This is a genomic window from Cyanobium sp. ULC082 (genome assembly GCF_977927535.1).
The window spans coordinates 622253-644484 of the sequence record NZ_OZ376398.1; the positions used below are offsets into that span (position 1 = coordinate 622253).

At 65.9% G+C, this 22232-nt stretch carries 20 protein-coding genes; 9 read left to right on the forward strand and 11 right to left on the reverse strand.

The annotated features are described in order from the left end of the window. Window positions 1-180: 180 nt before the first annotated feature. The 3 genes from ACXMDY_RS12500 to ACXMDY_RS12510 are packed head-to-tail and all read left to right on the forward strand — an operon-like array spanning window position 181 to window position 2717. Complete coding sequence (locus ACXMDY_RS12500) at window positions 181-900, forward strand: class I SAM-dependent methyltransferase (protein ID WP_259702689.1); 720 nt, start codon at window positions 181-183, stop codon at window positions 898-900. Between the two features lie 25 nt (window positions 901-925). Next, window positions 926-1438, forward strand: coding sequence for a cyclic pyranopterin monophosphate synthase MoaC (moaC, locus tag ACXMDY_RS12505; RefSeq protein WP_259702688.1), 513 nt, complete (start codon window positions 926-928; stop codon window positions 1436-1438). Window positions 1439-1451: 13 nt separating this feature from the next. Further along, complete coding sequence (locus ACXMDY_RS12510; RefSeq protein ID WP_259702687.1) at window positions 1452-2717, forward strand: molybdopterin molybdotransferase MoeA; 1266 nt, start codon at window positions 1452-1454, stop codon at window positions 2715-2717. 43 nt (window positions 2718-2760) lie between these two features. Here ACXMDY_RS12510 and ACXMDY_RS12515 read toward each other — a convergent pair whose 3' ends face one another. Next, the gene (locus ACXMDY_RS12515) at window positions 2761-3234 is read right to left on the reverse strand and encodes a molybdopterin synthase catalytic subunit (RefSeq protein WP_259702686.1); all 474 of its coding nucleotides are present in this window, start codon (window positions 3232-3234) and stop codon (window positions 2761-2763) included. 5 nt (window positions 3235-3239) lie between these two features. Next, on the reverse strand, window positions 3240-3491 hold the full coding sequence (locus tag ACXMDY_RS12520) for a MoaD/ThiS family protein (protein WP_311133951.1): 252 nt from the start codon (window positions 3489-3491) through the stop codon (window positions 3240-3242). A gap of 191 nt (window positions 3492-3682) precedes the next feature. Between ACXMDY_RS12520 and ACXMDY_RS12525 the strand changes: the two genes are divergently transcribed. Genes ACXMDY_RS12525 through ACXMDY_RS12540 form a run of 4 tightly spaced genes read left to right on the forward strand, consistent with a single transcriptional unit; the run spans window position 3683 to window position 7960 of the window. Beyond that, window positions 3683-4987, forward strand: coding sequence for a YegS/Rv2252/BmrU family lipid kinase (locus tag ACXMDY_RS12525; protein ID WP_259702684.1), 1305 nt, complete (start codon window positions 3683-3685; stop codon window positions 4985-4987). A 4-nt stretch (window positions 4988-4991) separates the two neighbouring features. Next, complete coding sequence (locus ACXMDY_RS12530; RefSeq protein WP_259702683.1) at window positions 4992-6569, forward strand: metallophosphoesterase family protein; 1578 nt, start codon at window positions 4992-4994, stop codon at window positions 6567-6569. A gap of 42 nt (window positions 6570-6611) precedes the next feature. Further along, window positions 6612-7142: a molybdenum cofactor biosynthesis protein B gene (gene moaB / locus ACXMDY_RS12535; protein WP_259702682.1), complete on the forward strand. Its 531-nt coding sequence runs from the start codon at window positions 6612-6614 to the stop codon at window positions 7140-7142. After that, window positions 7139-7960, forward strand: coding sequence for an MOSC domain-containing protein (locus ACXMDY_RS12540; protein WP_259702681.1), 822 nt, complete (start codon window positions 7139-7141; stop codon window positions 7958-7960). Before moaB ends, ACXMDY_RS12540 begins: the two co-directional genes overlap by 4 nt. Window positions 7961-8061: 101 nt before the next feature. Here the strand turns inward: ACXMDY_RS12540 and ACXMDY_RS12545 are convergent, their stop codons facing one another. Together ACXMDY_RS12545 and ACXMDY_RS12550 are read right to left on the reverse strand one after the other, a co-directional pair. Next, a complete protein-coding gene (locus ACXMDY_RS12545) occupies window positions 8062-8313 on the reverse strand; it encodes a hypothetical protein (protein WP_259702680.1) in 252 nt (83 codons plus the stop codon). A gap of 1640 nt (window positions 8314-9953) precedes the next feature. Then, window positions 9954-10988, reverse strand: a complete 1035-nt coding sequence (locus tag ACXMDY_RS12550) for an IS5 family transposase (protein ID WP_457767360.1) — start codon at window positions 10986-10988, stop codon at window positions 9954-9956. Window positions 10989-11144: 156 nt separating this feature from the next. On the opposite strand from ACXMDY_RS12550, the gene ACXMDY_RS12555 reads away from it, so the two are divergent. Continuing rightward, window positions 11145-13283: a molybdopterin oxidoreductase family protein gene (locus tag ACXMDY_RS12555; protein ID WP_259702708.1), complete on the forward strand. Its 2139-nt coding sequence runs from the start codon at window positions 11145-11147 to the stop codon at window positions 13281-13283. Between the two features lie 23 nt (window positions 13284-13306). Here ACXMDY_RS12555 and ACXMDY_RS12560 read toward each other — a convergent pair whose 3' ends face one another. From ACXMDY_RS12560 to ACXMDY_RS12585, 6 genes are all read right to left on the reverse strand, one after another. Continuing rightward, the gene (locus tag ACXMDY_RS12560; protein ID WP_259702709.1) at window positions 13307-14140 is read right to left on the reverse strand and encodes a nitrate ABC transporter ATP-binding protein; all 834 of its coding nucleotides are present in this window, start codon (window positions 14138-14140) and stop codon (window positions 13307-13309) included. A gap of 12 nt (window positions 14141-14152) precedes the next feature. Continuing rightward, complete coding sequence (locus ACXMDY_RS12565) at window positions 14153-16180, reverse strand: ABC transporter ATP-binding/substrate-binding protein (protein ID WP_259702710.1); 2028 nt, start codon at window positions 16178-16180, stop codon at window positions 14153-14155. Window positions 16181-16184: 4 nt separating this feature from the next. Next, window positions 16185-17015 (reverse strand): nitrate ABC transporter permease, encoded by an 831-nt coding sequence (ntrB, locus tag ACXMDY_RS12570; RefSeq protein ID WP_259702711.1) that lies wholly within the window; start codon window positions 17013-17015, stop codon window positions 16185-16187. Window positions 17016-17031: 16 nt separating this feature from the next. Beyond that, window positions 17032-18348 carry a CmpA/NrtA family ABC transporter substrate-binding protein gene (locus tag ACXMDY_RS12575; protein WP_259702712.1) on the reverse strand — a complete coding sequence of 439 codons (1317 nt, stop codon included), beginning with the start codon at window positions 18346-18348 and terminating at the stop codon, window positions 17032-17034. A gap of 180 nt (window positions 18349-18528) precedes the next feature. After that, window positions 18529-18996, reverse strand: coding sequence for a nitrate reductase associated protein (locus ACXMDY_RS12580; RefSeq protein WP_259702713.1), 468 nt, complete (start codon window positions 18994-18996; stop codon window positions 18529-18531). Continuing rightward, a complete protein-coding gene (locus ACXMDY_RS12585; RefSeq protein WP_259702752.1) occupies window positions 18993-20021 on the reverse strand; it encodes an anthranilate phosphoribosyltransferase in 1029 nt (342 codons plus the stop codon). Before ACXMDY_RS12585 ends, ACXMDY_RS12580 begins: the two co-directional genes overlap by 4 nt. 120 nt (window positions 20022-20141) lie before the next feature. On the opposite strand from ACXMDY_RS12585, the gene ACXMDY_RS12590 reads away from it, so the two are divergent. After that, a complete protein-coding gene (locus tag ACXMDY_RS12590) occupies window positions 20142-21725 on the forward strand; it encodes a ferredoxin--nitrite reductase (protein WP_399242406.1) in 1584 nt (527 codons plus the stop codon). On the opposite strand, the gene ACXMDY_RS12595 is transcribed toward ACXMDY_RS12590, so the two are convergent. Next, on the reverse strand, window positions 21652-22104 hold the full coding sequence (locus ACXMDY_RS12595) for a hypothetical protein (RefSeq protein ID WP_259702715.1): 453 nt from the start codon (window positions 22102-22104) through the stop codon (window positions 21652-21654). The genes ACXMDY_RS12590 and ACXMDY_RS12595 overlap by 74 nt on opposite strands. Window positions 22105-22232: the final 128 nt, after the last annotated feature.

Consider the following 22232-nt stretch of genomic DNA (forward strand, 5'->3'; position numbering starts at 1 on the left):
GTGATCAGGGTCGTACTGGTGGGAACGCGCCGGCCGGCGGGGGACTGCCAACGGGGGCATTGCCAACAGGGGCATTGCCAACGGGCCCAGACCCTTCTAATCGGCCCTTTCCAGCAGCTGAGGCCGGTTGCCTCGGGTGAGCAGGGGTCGACACTGGCTTGCCTCTGCTGCTGGCTGGCCATGGAGCTGGAATTCAGGCGGGTCGTTTTCTTCGGCCGCAGCGCGGCTGAATGCCTGGAGATGTACGGCCTCGCACCGGCCCAGTGGCTGGGCGCCTCCGTGCTCGATTGCCCGGGTGGGCCGGGTTCGCTGGCCGCAGTCCTGGGGGAGGCGGGACTTGATGTCACAGCGGTGGATCCCTGGTACGGGGCATCCCCCGATTGCCTGGATCGTCAGGCCCGCGGCGACATCGCCCTGGCCATGGAGCAGATCGCCGCTGCCGATCACCTGGCCGCCGGCTTCGACCTGAAGGCCTACCGCACCGAGAAGCATCGGGCGCTGGAGGCCTTCCTCGCCGACTACGGCCGCCGGCCCCAGCGCTATGTGCAGGCGGCCCTGCCGGTGCTTCCTTTCGCCGATGCCAGCTTCGATCTGGTGCTGAGCGGGCACCTGCTCTTCTCCTATGCACCTCTGGATGTGGGGGGCCTGATGCCGACAGGGGGCTTCGACTTCGCCTGGCATCGCCGGGCCATCGCTGAGCTGATGCGGGTCTGTCGCCGGGAGGTGCGGATCTACCCCGCCCACACCCTGCAGGGCCTGGCCCGGCGCCATCCCTACGCCGAGGCTTTGCTGGCAGAGCTCCCCGCCGGCTGGGCGGGCAGGTTTCAGCCGTCCCGCTACGTCCAGGGGCACATCGGCAGCACCGAGGGCCTGCACCTGGAGCGCCTGACCCCGGCTTAGCGTTCGCAGATTCGCGTGGGATCCCGTGCCGGAGGTCCGCAGGCCCGATCCGTCACTCAGCCACCTCAACGCCAGCGGCGAGGTGCACATGGTGGAAGTGGGCGATCGCCCCGCCACCGATCGCCGTGCCGTGGCCGAGGGCTTCATCGCCATGGACCCGGCGGTGCTGGCGCTGGTGCTCGACGGCCGCGCCGCCAAGGGGGATGTGCTGGCGGTGGCACGGGTGGCGGCGATCCAGGGCGCCAAGCGCACCTGGGAGCTGATCCCCCTCTGCCACCCGATCGCGCTCACGGGCCTGGAGGTGCGCATCGAGCCCAGCGCCGATGGCGGCGGCCTGCGCATCGAGGCGATGGCCCGCACCACCGGCCCCACGGGGGTGGAGATGGAGGCGCTCACCGCCGTGCAGATCGGCCTGCTCACCCTCTACGACATGGTGAAATCCGCCGATCCGGCCATGACGATCGGCCCGGTGCGGTTGTTGAGCAAAACAGGCGGACGCCATGGCGCCTGGTCCCATCCCGGCGCCGTGCCCTCCTGAGCCGAGAGTCCTGATGAGCAGCCGCGCTGCAGCGTTTGAGCCCTACCCCCGCGAGGGCCTGCCCCTGGAGGAGGCCCGCCGCCAGGTGCTGGCCGCGCTCACGCCCCTGGCCGGCAGCGAGCGGCTGCCGCTGCCGCAGGCCCTGGGCCGGGTGAGCGCGGCGCCGGTGCTGGCCGCGGAGGCGGTGCCAGGCTTCCGCGCCTCGATCATGGATGGCTATGCCCTGGCGGTGGCGAGTGTCCCGCAGCCGGGACACTCCTGGCGCCTGGTGGGCCGCTCGGCGCCGGGCGCCCCCTATGCCACGCCGCTGCTGGCGGGGGAAGCGATCCGCATCCTCACCGGTGCTCCCCTGCCGGAAGGGGCCACCCGGGTGCTGCCCCAGGAGCTGGTGGAAGCCGAGGGAGAGCGCCTGAGCCTGATGCGTGAAGCGGGGTCCAACCCCTGGATCCGCGCCGCCGATGAGGAGGCCGCTGCCGGCCAGGAGCTGCTGGGAGCCGGGGTGCGGCTGGGCCCGGCCGATCTGGGCCGGCTGGCCAGCTGCGGCGTTGCGGAGCTGGTGGTGCGGCGGCGGCCGCGGCTGGGATTGCTGATCACGGGCGATGAACTGGTGCCTGCCGGCAGCCGGCGCGGCCCGGGCCAGATCTGGGAGAGCAACGGCACCCTGCTGGCGGCGCTGCTGGCGCGGCTGGGGGTGGAGGTGGCCGAGCAGCGGGTGGTGGCCGATGCACCGGTGCAGCTGCGCGCAGCCCTGCTGGAGCTGGCGGCCGGCTGCGATCTGGTGGTGAGCACCGGCGGGGTGTCGGCGGGCGACAGCGACTGGATTCGGCCATTGCTGGCCGAGCTGGGGCAGGTGAGCTTCTGGAAGCTGTTCCTCAAGCCCGGGCGCCCGTTCGCCTTCGGGCGGCTGGGGGCTGGGGGCGCTGGCACGCCATTGTTTGGCCTGCCGGGCAACCCGGTGGCGGCCGCGATCACCGCCCTGCAGCTGCTGCTGCCGGCGCTGCAGCTGCTGGAGGGGGCGCCGGTGCAGCCGCTGCCGCGCCTGAAGGTGCGGCTGGCGGCGGAGCTCAAGCGCGGCGCCGGCCGCCCCGAGCTGGCCCGCGCCCGGCTGCAGGTGGGCCCTGATGGCGAGCTGCTGGCGCTGGTGGAGGGCAGCCAGGCCTCCTCACGGATCGGTTCGCTGCAGGGTGCCGACCTGCTGCTGGAGATTCCGGCCGAACTGGGCGCGCTGGCGGCCGGCACGGAGCTGTGGGCCCAGCTGCTGCGGCTGCCGATCTTCTGAAGGCTGTCGCTGCGTTGAACAAACTTCTGCATGACGCTGCTGCTCAGAACGCCGTGTTGCCCTCCACCCAGGCGCCCACGCCGCCGCTCCACTCCCGCTTCCAGAAGGGAGCCTCATGTTTGAGGGCTTCAAGCAGCTCCTGGCCACCGCGCTGGGCCGGGCCGCGCCGGTCGGCGGTCACCGCCACCAGCACGATCGCTTCACCGGGCAGCACCCGCCCCACGCGGTGATCCACCCGCACGGCCCGCAGGCCATGGCGCTGGGCGCAGTCGGCGGCGAGGCGGGAGATCTGCGCTTCGGTCATGCCGGGGTAGTGCTCCAGCTCCAGGGCCTCCAGCGGCACTCCCGCCGCCGTGACACCCCGCACCCGGCCGATGAAGTGGGCTTCGGCGGCGGCGGGCTCGGCGCCGCTGGCCGCCAGGCTCCGCTGCCACGCCGCAAGGGCGACGAGCGGATCGAAGCGTTCGGGGTGCAGCTGCAACTGCAGGGCGATGTTGCCCGGAAGCGGATCAGCCATCGCCCTCAGCCCCCACTGATCGGTGGCAGGAAGGCCACTTCCGCGCCCGCCTCCAGCCGCTGGTCGGCGCTGGCGAACACCTGGTTCACCGCCACCCGCACCTGCGCCGGCAGTGTGTCCCCCAGACCCAGCTGCCGCCACAGGCTGGCCGGGGTGGGGGCAGGGGCGCCTACGGGGAGCACCACCTGGCGCTCCGCCCAGCCGGCCCGCTCCCGGAGCGCGGCGAACAGCCGCACGGTGATCGATGCGGTGATCACGGCGCTGAAGGAGGCAGTAAGGAGAAGTCATCCTGCCGCTCCTGTGATTCAGCCGGAGAGGCGCAGCAGCAACAGCAGCAGCAGCAGCAGTGGCCCCTCCTCCTGGTTCGGGAAAGAAATCTGGCTTGGCTGAGCCGGCCTCTGCTCCATAGGATCAGGGCCATCCACCATGAAGGCCGCTTCCAGGCGCGATGTCCCAGACCCTCGCCCTGCTGGCCCATCCATCCGAGCTGGAAGCCCTGCTCACCTGGGTGGGTCAGTACAAGCCTGCCCTGGCCGCTTTCCAGGTCATCACCACGCCGGAGCTGGCCCGGTCGTTTCGACTTGACGGGCGGACGGCGTCTCTGGAGCTGGCGGAACTGAAGCCACTCGAAGCCGGCGGTGATATCGAGCTGGCCGCCAGGGTGATGGCGGCTGAGCTGTCGGCGATCATCTATTTCGTGAGCGCCGAGGCCTTTCTTCACGCCACCGCCGATCTGCTCCTGCTGATCAGGGCCTGTGCGATCGAGAACACGCCCCTGGCCCTCAATGAAGCCACCGCCGACCTGGCGATGCGTGGATTGGCCCACAGCCGGATCGCCTATCTGATCTTCAATCCGGTGGCTGGCCAGGGCAACTCCCAGCAGGAGCTGGCGATGATCCGCTCGATTCTGGAGCCCCAGATTCTCCTGAATGTGGTGATCACCAAGCCTGATCTGGATCCCGCCGATCAGGCTCGCGCCATTGTCGCCACGATTCAGGCCCAGCCCGAGAGTGATCCCGGCACCACGATGATCCTGGCTTCGGGAGGCGATGGAACGGTGTCGGCGGTGGCTGGTGCCGTGATCGGCACCGGCATCCCGATCGGGATCATTCCGCGGGGCACCGCCAATGCGTTTTCCCAGGCACTCGGCATCCCCATCGATCTGCGGGGCGCCTGCAACACGATCCTGGCGGGCCACAGCCGGGTGATCGACGCGGCCCGGTGCAATTCGATGCCGATGATCCTGCTGGCCGGCCTGGGCTTTGAGGCGGGGATGGTGAACCGTGCCACCCGGGAACTCAAGAATCTGCTTGGCCTGCTCGCCTATGTGCTGGCCGGTGCCCAGCAGCTGGCCAATCAGGCTGCCTTCGAGGCCACCCTCGACATCGACGGCAGACGAATCGACCTTCAGGCCGTGGCGATCACCGTGGCGAATGTGGCGCCACCCACCTCCGTGCTGGCCCAGGGATTCGGTCAGGTGATTCCCGATGATGGACAGCTGGAAGTGACGATCGGCACCCCCGCCAACCGCCTGCAGGGTTTGAATGCGCTGGCCTCACTGGCGGCTTCGGCGATCGTTCAGTCCCCCACCGACCGCGATGATCTGCTTTGCTTCCGCGCTTCCACGATTCGCATCCTGACCAATCCACCGCAGCTCCTGGTGATCGATGGGGAGATCGTGGAAGCCAACCCGATCACCTTCGAGTGCTTGCCCGCCAGTCTCACTGTCTTCACGCCGCTGGTCGGGATCTGAACCCATGGGTTGGACCATCGAGCCTTCGATTGCCGTCAAGATCGGCTGCATGAAGGAGCGGGTGCGCTGGCGGCATCCTGCAATCACCTCCCGGCAGATCGATCAGACGCGGTTGGTGTTTGATTCGGGGCTCGATGCTGATGCGGCCTTTGCCTTTCTGGTGCTGGGGGACAGCGGCACGGGTCGGCATCGCCGCCAGCGGCCCCAGCGTCAGGTGGCTGAATTGATGCTCCGCCACGGCCAGGGGGCGAGCTTCATCCTGCACACCGGCGATGTGGTGTATCAGGTTGGCTCCAGCGAGCAATATCGCAACAACTTCATTGTTCCCTACCGCGAATGGTTGGTGGATGGCGATCATCCCGATCGCATCGCCTACGACCGGATGATTTTCAACACTCCCTTCTTTCCGGTTCTCGGCAACCACGACTACTACGATCTGCCTCCACCCCTGGGGCTGCTCTCCGGTCTGACCGCCCCGCTCAGGCAGCTGTTGAGCCCCCTGCTCGATCTGGATGTCGGCTGGCATGGATCCCGCCGCGGCGAAGCCTATGCCTGCGCATTTCTCGATGTTCTCCAGCACCTCCCGGAAAGTGAGCTGGGCAACCACCTTGATCAGTGCTACGCCAGTGAGCTGGATGGGGAGCGCTGCCTCAGCTACCGGCCTTCCCGATTCACCCGCCTGCCCAATCGCTATTACAGCTTCAGGGTGGCCGGGCTGGATGTCTTTGCGCTGGATTCCAACACCTTCAATCAGCCCCTGGCCGGACCCCGCTCGGATCCAGCGGCCGGCCAGGCCGAACTGGGCGCCCTGCGGCAGCGATTGATCCTGGAGCGAACCCGCTTGCGCCTCTCCCTCGGGGGCAGCTGGACGGCTTCCCTCGATCCGGATGATCAAGGCGACAGGGCCGATGACCTGGCCGGAGAGCTGGAGGCGATCGAGGAGCAGCTCAACGACATCGAGAAGCAGCTGGACCGTGATGAGGCGGCCCAGACGGTCGACCATGAACAGCTGGGCTGGCTGAAGGATCGGCTGGTGGCGTCCTGGCGCAATCCGGCGGTGCGGGGCAGGGTCCTGGTGCTTCACCATCCGCCCTATGTCACGGAAGCCACCAAGTGGTTTCAGGGGCAGACCCTGGCGGTGCGGCACCGGCTTCGCCAGGTGCTCGATCAGGTGGCGGCCGAGCTTGGTCCCGATGACCGTGACCCGCGCCAACCGCTGCTCAGCCTGGTGCTGATGGGCCACGCCCATTGCCTGGAGGTGCTCCGCACCGGCGCCACCGGCCACGGTGATGCCCACATCCCCTGGGTGATCTGTGGCGGCAGTGGCTACAGCCTGCGCCGTCAACGGCCGGAGGGCGCCGATCTGGGCGGCAGCGTCGGCGGGCAGCCGGCCACCCTGGCCCGCTCCGAGCTGTTCGTCGGCCGCAGCGGCCAGGGGGCACGGCTGCGGCGGCCCTACTCAGCGTTGCGGGTGGAGGTCGGGGCAGGGCGGCCACTGCGGCTCAGGCTGATCCCCCTGGTCACCGAGCGGCTGAACAAGCAGTGGCAGCAGACCCAGCTGGCGCCGATCCTGCTCTGTTGACGGCCTCCCTAGGCTCCTGCCAGTGAATCGTGATTGCTGCCCTTGAGCCTTGCGATAGCCCTGCTCACCGTTTCCGATCGGCGCAGCGCCGACCCTGGTCTGGCTGACCCTTCCGGTGATCGTCTGCTCGACCGGCTGGGTGAGGCGGGCCATCGGTTGCAGGACCGCCAACTCGTGGCCGACAACCGCTACGCCATCCGTGCGGTGGTGAGCGGCTGGATCGCCGATCCCGCCGTTCAGGTGGTGATCAGCACCGGCGGCACCGGGCTGACCGGCCGGGACGGCACGCCGGAGGCGGTGCGTCCGCTGCTCGACAAGACGATCGAGGGGTTCGGCGAGCTGTTCCGGGTGCTCTCCTTCGAGACGATCGGCACCAGCAGCCTCCAGAGCCGCTGCCTGGCCGGGGTGGCCAACGGTACGGTGCTGTTCGTGCTGCCGGGATCGCTGGATGCCGTGACCACGGCCTGGGACCGCCTGATCCGCGCCCAGCTCGATGGCGACACCCGCCCCTGCAACCTGGTGCAGCTGCTACCGCGGCTCACCGAGGATTCGCTGCGGCTGGTGGAGCGATGAGCGGCCAGCTGGTGGGCCTGGTTGAGGCGCTGTGGCGTTATCCGGTCAAGTCGATGCTGGGGGAGTCGCTGCAGCAGGTTCCCGTCACCGAGCGCGGCCTCTGCGGCGACCGGGCCTATGCCCTCTGGGATCACGCCACCGATCGAGTGGCCAGCGCCAAGAATCCGCGCTTGTGGCGGGGCCTGCTGGGCTGCAGGGCCCGCTTCGAGGCCATGCCCCTGCCGGAGGCGCCGCCGCCGCCGGTGCGGATCGAAGCGGCGGGATCAGAAGCCATCCTCAGCAGTGATCCAGCCATCAACACCACCCTCTCCGGCTGGTTCGATCGCCGCGTCAGCCTGCTGGACCGACCACCCGAGGGGGCCAGCCTGGATCAGTACTGGCCCCCGATCGAGCAGCGGGCCTTTCAGGATGTTGTGAACGAACTGGTGATGCCGGCCGGCACCTTCTTCGATTCCAGCCCGATTCACGCCATCAGCACCGCCAGCCTGGAGCGGTTGCGCCAGCTTGAGCCCCAGCTGGATTTCGCGGTGGAGCGGTTCCGCCCCAACCTGCTGATCGCCGCTGCGGGCGGGGCCAGCGGCTTCGTGGAGGAGGGCTGGATCGGCCGCCGGCTGCGCCTGGGCGCCAGCCTGGAGCTGAAGGTGGAGCAGGGCTGTCCCCGCTGCGTGGTCACCACCTTGGCGCAGGGGGCCATCCCCGAGCAGATCGAGATCCTGCGCGCCACAGCCCGCCACAACAGGGTGGTGGCGGGGGTCCTGCTGTCGGTGCTGCAGCCCGGCGCCGTGGCGGTGGGAGATGCGGTGACCCTGCTGGAGTGAATTCAGGCGGCGGCAGCCTGCCGCTCATCTGCCCTGAACCAGCCCAGAGCAACGCAGACGCCACAACCGCGTCGTCGAATACGTCTCAGTCGATGCACAGATCATTGGCGACCTGGGGCCCCACAGAACGCCACGACCAGCGAAGTCCATGCTGCAGCCGAGCCAATCACGATGATCAAGCCGTTGCCAAACGGGCCGAAGCCAGCACCAAACAACAGTGACCCGTTGAGTGCCGAGTACATCGCGACACCTGGAAGAAGGATGAACGAGAGGCCCGTACCGATGGCTCCTTGCAATGGCATGAGCAGGTAGATGCCGCTTGTAAGCAGGGCGAAGCCTGCGAAGACAACCAACAGCAAACGTAGGCGCGGTTTGAATCTCACGAGTAGCTGTGGTTGTTTATTTGGGCCTGAACGTTCAAGATCAGCGGCGGGCGGCATTCTGGGACTTTGAAGAGAAATCCAATTCTCGTCCGCTGCATCTTGATGTTGGAGGGCGAAGATGACGAGATCAGCGAAGTCGCAGCTCGTTGCACTAGACGAAGAACTGATTTGAATCACCCATAAGTTGCAACCGCAAGATGCACGTCAAGCATTAGCTTGCAAAAGACATATTCTCATCTGAGAAAAAGCTTCCAGCTTTGAGCCCAGTAGAAACAGCAGGTGCTGATCATTGGTTCCAGTCGCGCCCTCTGATTCACGCTTCTTAAAACTCCAAGAGGAGTGTTTTCCCAAGACATGCTATAGCTTAAGGCGTTGTGACATGATTAGTACGCCGATTCCGGTGCCTACAAGCAACCCTTGAAGTCCACCGAAGAGAAGCCCAGTCAATATAATCAGTATCGCGAATACTGCTTGAAGTCTTCGTATATCACGATTGAGTCGGCTGGTTTGCTCTTCACGTATTCTTCGTCTCGCATTTCGTTTCAATCGGTATTTCTCGGATGTCTCAGGGCTTGGTATTCTTGACTTCGGTGAAGTGGATTGTTGTCGTTGGGACTCAGACCAGTTGTTCTGAAGATTAAATAGTCGCTTACGAAAGAGTTGCACATTTGCGCTCTTTGCAAGCTCATCGCCACTTGTTCCGGTGGGTTGCTCAGCTCTAGAATTTATAGAATCACTCTCCTTGGTGTCATCACGATGAGTCATATTGAAGTCGGATATCCACCAACGGGGGACATTGTGCCCCCACTTCATGCGTCGGTTGCGATCCTCGGATGTCATGTCTAATCTTTAATCTGATGGCTATGTTAGATTTAGCATGTCTCGATACATCTTAAAACAAGATTCGAGGAATGTCAACATGGATTGCGACTCCATTCTAATTCATGATGCTTGATCCGATTTCACCGGAAAGGACCGCAGCTCTTTGCCTCGGTCCATTCCCTTACTCCTGCTGGGATATTCAATGGCCTTGTAGACCCTCAAGCTGCACATATGCAGGTCCGATATCTACCTCCCTCCAGGTGCTTGTTGCCGCATAAGAGTCAGAAGGCTTCTTGGCGAGAAGTCCTGATCCTTTCCAGCATAGGGCCTTTGCTGATGTTGAGCCATCGGCGTCTCCGCGTCATAGTGTCCAGGCAATTTTTGGGCCCAGCAATTCTTGGCACCAGCTCTGGAATGGAAGATCAACAAGGAGCCAAGGGGCCTTCCAGATCCATACATCAAGCGCCGATGTTCCCCGCGCTGCGAATGAACTCCTCGATCTGCAGCCGCACACGGCAAAGGGGATTCCGCCAGTCGCTCTGGCTGGGGCCCAGCAATGATTTGCTCGTCAGTGGGCTGCCGGTTCCCTGGGGCGCAGAGGAAATCCAGCAGGAGGGCCCCAGCTGCAAGGCCTGGCTGAAGGCCGTCTTCGTTAAAGGGAACCTCGAAATATTGCCACTTTTGAGGCAATATTGAGACGCTGCAAGGAAATCCTCTGCACGTGCAGATGCTCCTGACGACTGGCATCAATTACTTTAAGTCGAGTCGTTTATCTCCCTGTCGAATGATCAGGAGGCCGGCGTTGCCTTTGAGTTGCTATGCAGGTATCGAAGAAAGTTGTAAGTCAGATTACGCAGTCCCCACCAAGCTCTCGTTCTGGCCAATCCAATCCGCCTCGTCAGCTTGCCGCGCATCCAAGTTGTGATTGCACCAAAGACGTGCTCAACCCTTGCCCGCACACTAGATCGTGCCTTGTTGCGCTCCTGGGCTTCTTCGCTCAATGGATGGCAGCGTGAGCCCTTTTCATGAATTCTGCTCTCAAAACCAGCCATATCCAGCAGATCCTCATACCGCACGCCGGCGTAGCCAGAATCAGCCCAGACGAAGTCATCCCTGTTCTCAGGGTCTAGCACCTGTGTAAGCATCTGGCTGTCGTGAATGTTGGCTGGGGTAATGGAAAATCTTCGAATGAAGCCGTGAGTGGCATCAATGCATATGCTGTTCTTGTATCCGTAATGGCTGATGCCATTCTTCTTGACCCAGCGGGCGTCAGTGTCCTTTTGGCGCAGTCGGTTTGGCTTGTTCAGCCACTTCTCTGGGATGGCTCCATCCTTAATGGTCTTGTTCTCCTCCCTTGAGTTTCGCTGTTTGGGAACAGGGACCAGTGTCGCATCGATGATCTGCCCTCCACGGGCCTCCAGTCCCTCGGACCGCAGGTGCTCCTCGAACCGGTCAAAGAGCTCATCGATAACGCCCGCCTTGCGGAGACGCTCGCGGAAGAAGGCAATCGTGGTGGCATCAGGAATGGTGTTCATCACTCCCAGTCCGACAAATTCCTCGAATGAGCGTCTGTCATTGACCTGGAATTCCAGCTCTTCATCGCTGAGGTTGAACAGCTGCTGAAGCACCAGCATCTTGAAGAGGATGAGCGGATCAATCCGTTTCCTGCCAGCATTGCTCTTCCGTTCATGGCTGTAACCCTGCTCCAGCAGGGGCCTGAAGGCTTCCCAAGGAATCGTCTCGGATAGGGTCGCTAACGTAGGCTTCTTCTGCTGAAGCCTGTGGATGCGCTTCTCCTCATCCCAGAATCCACGCTGTCCCATTCAGCTGTATTGAACTGAACCAATTCTATTGCTTATTTCAAAGTCTGTCAGGGAGCGACGTAGATTTTTCGAGGTGCCCTAAAGTTGGTTGTTGGCTTTCGCCGGCTGGAGCGTCTGGCCAGCGGTGATCGCGAGCGGTTGTCTGCGACCTGTTGAGTGCTCCATCCTGCCCGCGCCCAATGCCCCTACTGCGGCGTGGGTTGCGGCCTTGAGCTCAAACCGGCGGTGGCGACCGTTGCGGCGGCGCCTGGCGGCCAGGATCCCTGGACGGTGCGGGGCGACCGGCAGCATCCCTCTTCCCTGGGGCAGGTGTGCGTGAAGGGGGCCACGGTGGGGGAAACCCTGCACCACAACCGCCTCTCCACACCGCTGTTCCGTGAGCGGATCGATCAACCTCTGCGGCCGATCAGCTGGAATGAAGCCCTCAGCCGCATCGTGGCGCAGATGGAGCAGGTGCTGGCCGAACGCGGGCCGGCGGCCCTGGCGATGTACGGCTCCGGTCAGTTCCTGACCGAAGACTATTACCTGGCCCAGAAGCTGTTCAAAGGCGCCCTGGGCAGCAACAACTTCGATGCCAACTCGCGCCTCTGCATGAGTTCGGCGGTGTCGGGATACGCCCGCAGCCTCGGCAGCGATGGCCCCCCCTGCTGCTACGACGACTTCGACAGTTGCGACACCGTGATGTTGATCGGCACCAACACCGCCGACTGTCATCCGGTGCTGTTTCAGCGGCTGCTCAAGCGCAAACGCAAGGAGAAGGCAGCCCTGCAGCTGATCGTGATTGATCCACGCCACACCGCCACCGCGGACGTCGCTGATCTGTATCTGGCGATTCAGCCCGGCACCGATCTGGTGCTGCTGCACGGCATCGGCCACCTGCTGCTCCAATGGGGCCAGTTCGATGCGGCGTTCATTGCCGCCTCCACCGAGGGTTATTCCGAGCTGGCCGCCCTGCTGGAGGGCTGGACACCCGAACGGGTGTGCGCCCTCTGCGGCATCGAGGAGCAGCAACTGCAGATGCTCGCCGCGCTCTGGGGCCGCAGCCGCGCCCTGCTCAGCCTCTGGTCGATGGGGGTGAACCAGAGCGTGGAGGGCACCGCCACGGTGTCGGGGATCATCAACCTGCACCTGCTCACCGGCCAGATCGGCCGCCCCGGTGCCGGCCCCTTCTCGCTCACCGGCCAGCCCAATGCCATGGGTGGCCGGGAGGCGGGCGGGCTGGCGCCCCTGCTGCCCGGCTACCGCTTCGTGGCCGATGCCGCCCACCGCGCCGAACTGGAGCGCCACTGGGGCTTCGCCGCCGGTGCCATCGCCGCGCAGCCGGGCCTGGATGTCTGGGGACAGATCGAAGCGATGGAGCGCGGCGAGCTGGGCCTGTGGTGGGTGGCGGCCACCAATCCGCTGGTGAGCCTGCCCTCTCTGGATCGGGTGCGGGCGGCCGTGGCCCGCTGCCCGCTGGTGGTGCTGTCGGAGGCGTATGCCGGCAGCGAAACCGAGGCGGTGGCCCACCTGGTGCTGCCGGCCGCCCAGTGGAGTGAGAAGGCCGGGGTGATGACCAATTCCGAGCGGCGCGTCACCCTCTGTGCGGCCTTCCGGCCGGCGCCGGGCCAGGCCCGCGCCGATTGGGCCGTGTTCGCCGAGATCGGCCGGCGCCTCGGCCATCCCCAGGCCTTCAGCTACGGCTCCAGCGCTGAGGTGTACGCCGAATTCGCCGCGATCACCGCCGGCCGCATCTGCGACCACAGCGGCCTCAGCCACCGGCTGCTGGCCGAACACGGCCCCCAGCAGTGGCCGTTCCCGGCCGGCACCGCCCCCGGCGGCGGCCAGCCACGCCTGCACACCGAGGGCCGCTTCCCCACCGCCAGCGGCCGGGCGCGGCTGATCGCCGAGCAGCCGCTGGGGCTGGGCGAACCGCCCGATGCCACCTACCCGCTGGTGCTCACCGTGGGCCGCTACCTCGGCCACTGGCACACCATGACCCGCACCGCCCATGTGGAGCGGGTGCGCCGCCAACATCCGGAACCGCTGCTGGAGGTCAATCCCGGCGATGCCAGCCGCTACGGCCTGGCGAACGGCGCCTGGGCCCTGGTGAGCTCGCGGCGGGGCCGCCTCACAGCGAAGGTGCTGGTCACCGATCGCATCCGGCCCGGCACCGTGTTCCTGCCGATGCACTGGGGCGCCGCCCAGGCCGATGCCTGCGAAGCCAACCGGCTGATGCATGCCCTGGCCTGCCCGATCTCCAGGCAGCCTGAATTGAAGGCGGCGGCGGTGAACCTGGAGCCCGCCCAGGCCTGAGCCGCCCGCCGCTCACTCGCCGCTCATTCGTCGTCGTGGGCGTAGCGGCGGTAAAGGAAATCGAGGGCGCGATTGCGCAGATCGAAGTACTCCGGCTGCTCCATCAGGCGGGCCCGATCCCGTGGGCGCGCAAACGGCAGCTCCAGCACCTCGCCGATCGTGGCGGATGGGCCGTTGGTCATCATCACGATCCGGTCGGCCAGAAACAGGGCCTCGTCGATGTCGTGGGTGATCATCAGCACCGTCACCCTGTGGTCGGCCCAGATCCGCAGCAGCTCTTCCTGCAGTTCCTCCCGGGTGATCGGATCGAGGGCGCCGAACGGCTCATCGAGCACCAGAACCTTGGGCTTCAGGGCCAGGGCCCGGGCAATCGACACCCGCTGCTTCATCCCCCCCGACAGGCTCGCCGGCTTTTTGTGGGCCGCTTCAGTGAGCCCCACCATGGCCAGGCTCTGCTCCACCAGCTGCCGGGCCTGGCCATTGCGCTTCAGCTCCGGGAACACATTGTTCACCGCCAGGGCGATGTTGTCGTAGGCGCTCAACCAGGGCAGCAGCGAATAGTTCTGGAACACCACCATGCGATCCGGCCCCGGTTCCTCGATCGCCCTGGACTCCAGCCGCACCTGGCCGCTGCTGGGCTGGCGGAATCCAGACACCATGTCGAGCAGGGTGGATTTGCCGCAACCGGAATGGCCGATCAGACAGACGAACTCACACTCGGCAACGCTGAGCTGAATGTTGTCGAGCACGGTGTACGGCCCCGCCTTGGTGGGATACACCTTCGAGACGCCATCGATCACCAGGAAGGGTTCCCGGGTCTGTTCGGCCAGCGGCGCCTTGGCGGTCTGGGTCTGCATGGGCGTGGCGATTCAGCGGTGAGGGGAGGACGGGGAGACCGGCAATGGGCCGGCTCTGGGTGGTAAGGCCACCGTTCGGCGGCTGATCGCACCGTTGCCGCCGAGCGCCTCGAGGTAGCCCAGCGGGTCGCCGGGGTCGAGCAGTGGCGCGCCGAACGGCTGCAGCCCCCTGGGGGCCCGGCTCTCGATCGGCAGCCCCAGCGACTCGGCGGCTGTGGCGTAGAGGTCGGGGCGTTGCACCCGCTCGATCACCTCCTCCCAGTTGAGCGGGAAGGGGCTGATGCCCCAGCGGGCCAGCTGGGTGAGGATCCAGACCGCGTCGCTGCGGTCGGGTGGGTTGATCTGGGCCCCGTAGAAGCGGATGAACTCCGGAATGGGCTGCGGCTCTGCGAACCCCCGGTCGAACGGGCCGATCAGGCCGGGCCGCAGCAGGGCAGCCTCGGCGCCCACGTACTCCCTGCGGGCCAGCAGCTCGCAGAGATCGGCGCGATTGGCGGGTTCGTCGCAGTAGCGGCAGGCTTCGATCAGAGCCTGAATCAGGGCCTGGTGGGTGAGCGGATGGGCGGCGGCCCAGTCTTCACGGACACCGAGCACCTTTTCGCAGTGGCCGTTCCAGAGCTCCCGGTCGGTGGCGATCACCGTGCCCAGCCCCTCCTGAACGGCGCGGCTGTTCCAGGGTTCCCCGACACAGAAGCCATCGATGCTGCCGGCCTTCAGCGTGGCCACCATCTGGGGCGGCGGGATCACGATCAGTTCCACATCACGGCCGGGTTCAAGGCCGCCGGAGGCCAGCCAGGCCCGCAGGATCAGGTTGTGCATCGAGGCGGGATGCACCATCGCCAGCACAGGCCTGCGGCCAGGGTTGGCAACGGTCCAGTCCTTCAGGTCGGCCAGGCTGTGCACCCCGGCCTCGGCAAAGCGGCGATGCAAGGTGATTGCATTTCCGTTGCGCGAGAGGGTGAGCGCCGAGATCATCGGCGCAGGTGGCTGCCCGCCGCCACCGAGCGTCATGGCGAAGGGCATCCCCGCCACCATCTGGCCCGCATCGAGCACCTTCTGGCGCACGTTTGTTTCGAGGGTCTTCCAGTTCGTTTCGCGGCGCAGAGTCACCTGGTCGAGGCCGTGTTTGGCGAAGAAACCCCGCTCCTGGGCCACCACCAGGGGGGCGCAATCGGTAAGCGGGATGAAACCGATCTCCAGATTCACCTTCTCCAGCCGGTTGGCGGCAATGGCGGTGGCGGGGTTGAGGCGCTGGCGCCGGGCCAGCCGCTGCTGGTTGAGGAACTGAACCACCTCTCCCCGCTGGGCGTAGTAGGTGGGATGGGCCGCCGCAGAAAGATGGGTGCGGGGCCGGGGCAGATCGACCTCCATGATCTGGCCGATGTAGGCCTCCGGACCGTTGGTCATCAGCACGATCCGATCGGAGAGCAGCAACGCCTCATCCACGTCGTGGGTGACCATCACCGTGGTGACCTTGGCCTCTTCGCAGATGCGCATCAACTGTTCCTGCAGGTTGCCGCGGGTAAGGGCGTCGAGGGCGCCGAACGGCTCATCGAGAAGCAGCAACTTGGGGCGGAGCGCCAGGGCGCGGGCAATGGCCACGCGCTGCTTCATGCCCCCGGAGATCTGGGCGGGGAACTGATCGGCCGCCGCCTTGAGTCCCACCAGGTTGATGTGGTGCTCGATGATCGATTGCCGCTCGGCTCTGCTGCTCGAAGCCATCACGTTGTCGACGGCCAGGGCGATGTTCTGGCGCACCGTTTTCCAGGGGAGCAGCGAATAGTTCTGAAACACCACCATCCGATCCGGCCCCGGATCGGTGACCTGACGGCCCGCCATCAGGATTCCGCCCTCCGTGGCCTGGGTCAGGCCGGCCAGCAGGTTGAGCAGCGTTGATTTTCCACAGCCGGAGTGGCCCACCAGGGAGACGAACTCGCCTTCGGCGATGTCGAGAAAAACATCCTTCAGGGCGATGTAGCTGCCGCCTCCCTGAAGCGGAAAGCTCTGGGTGACGTTGTCGACCGTGAACAGGGCTCGCATGGTTTCAGTGCGCTCCGGTGTTCACGCGGCTGCCGACATAGGCAACCAGCCGGTCGAGAATCAGGCCCACGATGCCGACGTAGACGATCGCCAGGATGATCTGGCTGGCACTGGAATCACCACCGGCGTTGTAGGCATCCCAGATGAAGTAGCCGATTCCACCATCGGCTTTGAGCATTTCTGCAGCCACGATCGCCAGCCAGGCCAGGCCGATGGCGATGCGCAGACCCGTGAACACATAGGGAACGGTGGAAGGGATCACGATCTCGCGGATGTAGGCGGCTTTGCTCAGCCTCAGCACCCGGGACACATTGGTGTAATCCTGAGGGATCTCCCTGATCCCAACGGCCGTATTGATGATGATCGGCCAGATCGCCGTGATGAAGATCACGAAAACGGCTGAGGTGTTGGCGTCCTGAAACAGCATCAGCGCGATCGGGAACCAGGCCAGTGGCGGCACGGTCCGGAGCACCTGAATGACGGGATCGAATCCCTTGCCGATGAAGCGATTCAGGCCGAGCAGCCCGCCGATCGCGATCCCCACCAGCGCCGAGAGGCTGTAGCCGATGCCGACTCGCTGCAGGGAGATGAGGATCTGCCAGCCCAGCCCCTTGCTGGTGCCGCCATCGTCGAAGAACGGTTGGCTGATGTAGGGGTCCCAGGTGTCGATCACCACGTTGATCGGCCCCGGCAGCCGTGCCGTGCCGAGCACTCCTGAGAGCACTTGCCAGGCCAGCAGGAAGGCGCCGATGCAGGCCAGATAGGGCATCACCCCTTTGAGAAGAGCCGTGCGGCGGGATCTTGGCCGCTTTCCGGCGCTGGCGATGAGGGTCATGGTGTTGGGTCTGGACTCAGGCCAGGGCTTTGATCTTGAGGCTGTCGAGATAGCCTTTTGGATCCTCGGGGTCGAAGACCACGCCATCAAAGAAGGTTTCCTTGCCCCTGGAATCGGAGGCGGGGATGGCCTGCTCCTGGCCGATCGCCCTGGCGGCCTCCTTCCACAGATCAGCCCGGTTCACCTTGTTCACCAGCGCATCGATATCCGTGCTGGCCGGCAGATAACCCCAGCGGATGTCTTCGACCACGAACCACTGGTCATGGCTCTTGTAGGGGAAGGAGGCACCATCGGCCCAGAAGCGCATCTTGAACGGGCTGTCCTTCACCACCCGGCCATCGCCATAGTCCACATCACCGGCCAGGCGGGGCTTGATGTCTTCGACCGTGGCCTTGATGTATTTGTCTTTGGCGAGGATCGTGCACATCTCCTCGAGATTGGCGGGATCATCGCACCAGATCTGTGCTTCCAGCACGCCCTTGAGCAGGGCCTGGGTGGCCATGGGGTTCTTCTCCACCCAGTCGGCGCGCATCGAGAAGGCCTTCTCAGGATGGAGTTTCCAGAGCTCGCCGGTCTGGGCCACGGTGAAGCCCAGCTTCTTGTTGACGAGCCGCTCGTTCCAGGGCTCACCCACGCAGAAGCTGTCCATCGTGCCGGTCTGCATGTTCGCCACCATCTGCGGCGGCGGGATCACCACCAGGTCGGCGTTCGTATTGGGATCGATGCCGTTGGCCGCCAGCCAGTAGCGCATCCAGAGGTCGTGGGTGCCGCCGGGGAAGGTCACCGCCGCCTTGAACTTCTTGCCTTTTGCGGCAGCGGCCGCCACGGCTGATCCGAGCCCTGCCTTGTTGTCGATGGTGAGTTTTTCGGGCAGGAAATCCTTGGAGGCGGAGATGCCCTGGCCCTGCAGATTCAACCGCGCCAGGGTCACCATCGGCAGCGGTTGGCTCGACTTGGTGATCGTTCCGGCTGTGAGCAACAGCGGCATCGGCGAGAGGATGTGGGCGCCGTCGACGCCGCCGCGTTCGGCCCCGAGTTCCAGGTTGTCGCGGGTGGCTGCCCAGGAGGTCTGCTTGACCACCTTCACCTCGGGCATGCCGTGTTTGGCGAAGAATCCCTTCTCCTTGGCGATGATCAGCGGAGCGGAGTCGGTGAGGGCGATGAAGCCGAGCGTGGCGGTCTTGACCTCCGGATCAGCGCCCCCTGCAGCCCCCGTGGCCGGAGTGGTGGTGGTGGTGGTGGACTTGTTGCCGCCGCAGGCACTGAGCCAGAGCGCACCTGCCGTGGTGCCGGCAGCGGTGATCAGAAACTTGCGACGGGAAAGATTCGCCATGAAATCCGGTGGTGCGGGGGATCTGGATGCGCAGAACGCGATCCGGACGGGCTCCACAACGAAGCGCACCGAGCCGGTGAGAATTCGGATGGCGCAAAAGCTGACCAACCCTGTTATGTCACCACGGTGAAAGGTTCGTCGAGCGTGGCGGTTGTTACCAACCGATCCGATCACGTGGGTTCACGAACCGTTCAGTCCGAACTCCCGCAGGGCGCCGGGCAGGTTGCGGTGCTCGTGGCCCGGGTGGCTCAGCTTGATCAGGGCAAAGCGCTGCAACTCATCGAGTGCCGCCCAGGCCTCGGCTGACACCGGCATCAGCGCCAGTTGTTCACAGGAATCGGCCAGCACCGTGGGCACCTGGTCGCCCTGCTGCCAGCTGGTCGCCCGTGCCGGCTCCAGCAGGCTGGCCTGCCCCTGAGGCATCGCTGCGGTGCGCTCGATCAACCAGTGCCCCAGGGCTGCGATCGCCGCGGGCTGATCGGGCCAGCCCAGCAGGCGTTCCCGTTCGGCCACCGACAGACCCTGCCAGTGGTTGAGCCTGAGCTTCACACCGGCCAGATCGAGCTTGCGGCGCACGGCCATCGGGATGCAGCGCAGCTCGCCGACGAAGTCCGCCTCGAAGCCGAAGCAGTGGCTGTGCCGGTTCATCGCGCCAGCTCCTGGCGCAGCTTTTCACCACTGCGGGCATGCAGGAGGGCCCGGGCCAGATCCAGGCCTGCCTGGAGGCTGCCGGCCTGGTCGGCCAGCCAGAGGTAGGCGCCCAGGTTCCAGAGCAGGCCTTCGGCCAGGGGGCCCTCCCCGCCCAGGGCGGCCAGGGCATCCTGGCGCCATTGGTCGAGGCTGACCCAGCCGACCTCCTGGCAGGTGATGCCGTGGTCGCGGGGATGGAGCAGGAGACGGCTCACCACACCGCTGCGCACCCGGGCGGTGATGCCGGCGCGGGATGTGGGCAGATCCGTGGAGCCCTCCAGCCCCTTCACCGTCAGCAGATCGGCTTCGCCCGCCGTGGCAAGGGCCTCCCAGGCCCGGCTCTCGGTGGGAGGGTGAACGAAGCCGCTGATCAGCAGGTGCTCTCCCTGGTGGGGCGTCCAGAGCAGCTCCAGGCTGGCCACCGGTGGCCGTTTGCCGATGGCGTCGCGCACCGGCAGCAGCCGTTCGGCGGCAGGGAAGTGGGCGGGCTGGTGGGTGAGGGCGAGGTTGTGGGTGTCAAGGCGCCGCTGCACTGCGGTCAGGCTGAGGTTTCGCCAGTCGATCCCCAGGGCCGCGAACGCCTCGGCCAGGGTGACGCCGTATTTCACCGGCATCGGTGAGCCGCCATGGAGCACCACGGGCTGGCCGGCGGCCGCCAGCAGCAATGCCAGCAGCGGCAGCAGCGGCGCGGTGCGGCTGCGGCCGTCGTAGGGAACCCCGAAGCAGAGGGCCCGCCGACCGGGGGTGCGCAGCACCGGACCATGGGCGCGGTAGCTGTCGAGCATGCCGCTGAGCTCGATCGGAGCAGGTCGCCGGATGCGGTGGGCGATCAGGAAGGCGCCGAGCTGGGCATCCATCACTTCCCCCTGCAGCATCAGATCCATGGCCGCTCGAGCCTCGATCCTGTTCAGGCCGGTGCTGGTGTGTTCGCCACTGCCGACCTTGGCCAGCAGCTCCCGGAAACGCAGGGCATCGGCCGCCATCACCGGTTGACGCCGGGCGGCTGGGCTGGCCTGCTGAGCCCCGATCTCAGGTAGTGGTTGCAACAAGGAAGCGGGGGGACAGGCGAGAGTGTGGCAGGAATGTGAAGCGCTGGAACCATCATGCCGCTCAGTCAGTCTTCGCCTGAAGCGACCCCCCTGGTGGCCTCCTCCAAGCGCTCCAAGGTGGAGCAGGCCAAGGCCGATTTCTGCGGGTTGGCTCTGGAGCCGAGGCTGGCGGAGCTGGGCCAGGCCGGCTGGGAATCCCTCGATGAAGCCACCCTCACCATCCATCTGAAATGGCTGGGCATCTTTTTCAGGCCGGTGACCCCCGGCCGGTTCATGGTGCGGCTGCGGCTCCCGAACGGGCTGATCCAGGCGGATCAGCTGGATGTGCTGGCCGAGGCGGTGGACCGCTGCGGCGACCATGGCAGTGCCGACATCACCACCCGCCAGAACCTTCAGCTGCGGGGACTTCTGCTCGAAGACATGGGCCCCCTGGTGACTGCGATGGCAGCCGTGGGGCTGACCAGTCGGCAGTCGGGTCACGACAACCCCCGCAACGTCACCGGCAATCCCCTGGCCGGGATCGACCCCGAGGAGTTCGTGGACACCCGGCCGCTCGTGGATGCCATTCAGGATGTTCTGCTCGGCCCGGAAGGCCCGAAGAATCTGCCGCGCAAGTTCAATGTGGCGGTGGGTGGCGCCCCCGACAGCTTCCTGCTTCACAACGATCTGGCCTTCCTGCCCGCCCACCGGGACGGTGACCAGAGCGCTGAACTGGGTTTCACCGTTCTGGTCGGCGGGTTCTTCTCGGCCCAGCGCAACACCCTGGCCATCCCGCTCGGCCTCTGGCTGCGCGGCGATCAGCTGCCAGAGTTCAGCCTCGCGGTGCTGCGTCACTACGAGCGCCAGGGGGATCGCAGCAACCGCAACAAGACCCGCCTGATGTATCTGATCGATGCCCTCGGCATCGAGCGTTACCGCAACGAGGTGCTCGACACCTATGGCGAGTTCGCCGGTGCGGCGGCAGCGGCGGCGGTGTCACGCCACGACGGCTCCCACCTGGTGGACCGGGCCCCCCGCGACATCTGCGGTGTCCATGCCCAGAGGCAGGACGGCCTCCACTGGGTGGGTCTGCATGTGCCGATGGGGCGTCTGGAGGCCTCCGGCATGGCGCTGCTGTCCCGATTGGCCCGCATCTACGGCAGCGGCCAGCTGCGCTTCAGCGAAAGCCAGAACGTGCTGATCTGCGATGTTCCCGGTGAGCGGTTGGAGGCCCTGTTGGCGGAGCCGTTGCTGCAGCGGTTCAGGGTCGAACCCGGCCCCCTGGAGGCCGAGGCCGTGAGCTGCACCGGCAACCGTTACTGCAGCTTTGCCCTGATCCCCACCAAAAGCACGGCCCAGGCGGTTGTGGAGGAACTGGAACGGCGCCTGGAGCTGCCCCAGGCCGTCCGCACCCACTGGACCGGCTGTCCCAACGCCTGCGGCCAGCCGTACATGGGCGAGATCGGTCTGATGGGGGCCAAGGCGCGCCTGGATGGTCAGATGGTGGAAGCGGCCAAGATCTTCCTGGGTGGCTCGATGGCGGCGGAGCCGCGTCTCGGCGAACTGCACGACAAGCCCATACCGCTCAGCCAGCTGTCCGATGTGCTCGAAACGCTGCTGGTGGAGCGTTTCGGGGCCCGCCGCCGCCCAGGGGTCTGACTGCTGCTCTCCCGAGCCAGGCCCAGCGGGACCGGCTCGGGGGACTGGTCGGGAGCGGGGGAGCGGCCGGATCCAGCGCGGCCAGGGCCTGGCGGTCTTCGGGATCCTGGCCTCCGTAGAGCAGGCGGGTGATCCGCTCCGGGTCGATCTCCAGGGCCAGCACTTCCTGCCAGAGCCGCGCGCTCAACACCGGGTCGGCCCGCCTGAACTGGGCCTCGGCCAATTGGCGCACCAACTGGAAGACGAGTTGCTGCTGTTTGCGATCGGTGCAGCTGAGCATCGCTTCCGCCTGGGAGGCCCCCTCGGGCGCCGGGCGTCGCGCCGGGTTCGAACCGCCGGCGCTCCGGCTGGGTCTGGCTGGTGTCACGGTGGCTTGCATCGCCGGTTCCGCAGGGAGGGGTTGGCTTCTTCCTTGCTAAGCCGCTGCCCGGGCCGAACACAGAAACCGGAGAAAACGTATCAACGGCTACGCGTCGATCAGCTGATCCCGCCGTGGTCGGCGGCGGT

Excerpts from the sequence above, each read along its gene's own strand:
- ACXMDY_RS12590 (WP_399242406.1), top strand. The coding sequence starts at position 20,142 with ATGCCGCTCAGTCAGTCTTCGCCTGAAGCGACCCCCCTGGTGGCCTCC.
- ACXMDY_RS12525 (WP_259702684.1), top strand. The coding sequence starts at position 3,683 with ATGTCCCAGACCCTCGCCCTGCTGGCCCATCCATCCGAGCTGGAAGCC.
- ntrB (WP_259702711.1), bottom strand. The coding sequence starts at position 17,015 with ATGACCCTCATCGCCAGCGCCGGAAAGCGGCCAAGATCCCGCCGCACG.
- ACXMDY_RS12585 (WP_259702752.1), bottom strand. The coding sequence starts at position 20,021 with ATGGCGGCCGATGCCCTGCGTTTCCGGGAGCTGCTGGCCAAGGTCGGC.
- ACXMDY_RS12565 (WP_259702710.1), bottom strand. The coding sequence starts at position 16,180 with ATGCGAGCCCTGTTCACGGTCGACAACGTCACCCAGAGCTTTCCGCTT.
- ACXMDY_RS12560 (WP_259702709.1), bottom strand. The coding sequence starts at position 14,140 with ATGCAGACCCAGACCGCCAAGGCGCCGCTGGCCGAACAGACCCGGGAA.
- ACXMDY_RS12530 (WP_259702683.1), top strand. The coding sequence starts at position 4,992 with ATGGGTTGGACCATCGAGCCTTCGATTGCCGTCAAGATCGGCTGCATG.
- ACXMDY_RS12540 (WP_259702681.1), top strand. The coding sequence starts at position 7,139 with ATGAGCGGCCAGCTGGTGGGCCTGGTTGAGGCGCTGTGGCGTTATCCG.
- ACXMDY_RS12510 (WP_259702687.1), top strand. The coding sequence starts at position 1,452 with ATGAGCAGCCGCGCTGCAGCGTTTGAGCCCTACCCCCGCGAGGGCCTG.
- ACXMDY_RS12575 (WP_259702712.1), bottom strand. The coding sequence starts at position 18,348 with ATGGCGAATCTTTCCCGTCGCAAGTTTCTGATCACCGCTGCCGGCACC.
- ACXMDY_RS12595 (WP_259702715.1), bottom strand. The coding sequence starts at position 22,104 with ATGCAAGCCACCGTGACACCAGCCAGACCCAGCCGGAGCGCCGGCGGT.
- ACXMDY_RS12515 (WP_259702686.1), bottom strand. The coding sequence starts at position 3,234 with ATGGCTGATCCGCTTCCGGGCAACATCGCCCTGCAGTTGCAGCTGCAC.
- ACXMDY_RS12580 (WP_259702713.1), bottom strand. The coding sequence starts at position 18,996 with ATGAACCGGCACAGCCACTGCTTCGGCTTCGAGGCGGACTTCGTCGGC.
- ACXMDY_RS12550 (WP_457767360.1), bottom strand. The coding sequence starts at position 10,988 with ATGGGACAGCGTGGATTCTGGGATGAGGAGAAGCGCATCCACAGGCTT.
- ACXMDY_RS12500 (WP_259702689.1), top strand. The coding sequence starts at position 181 with ATGGAGCTGGAATTCAGGCGGGTCGTTTTCTTCGGCCGCAGCGCGGCT.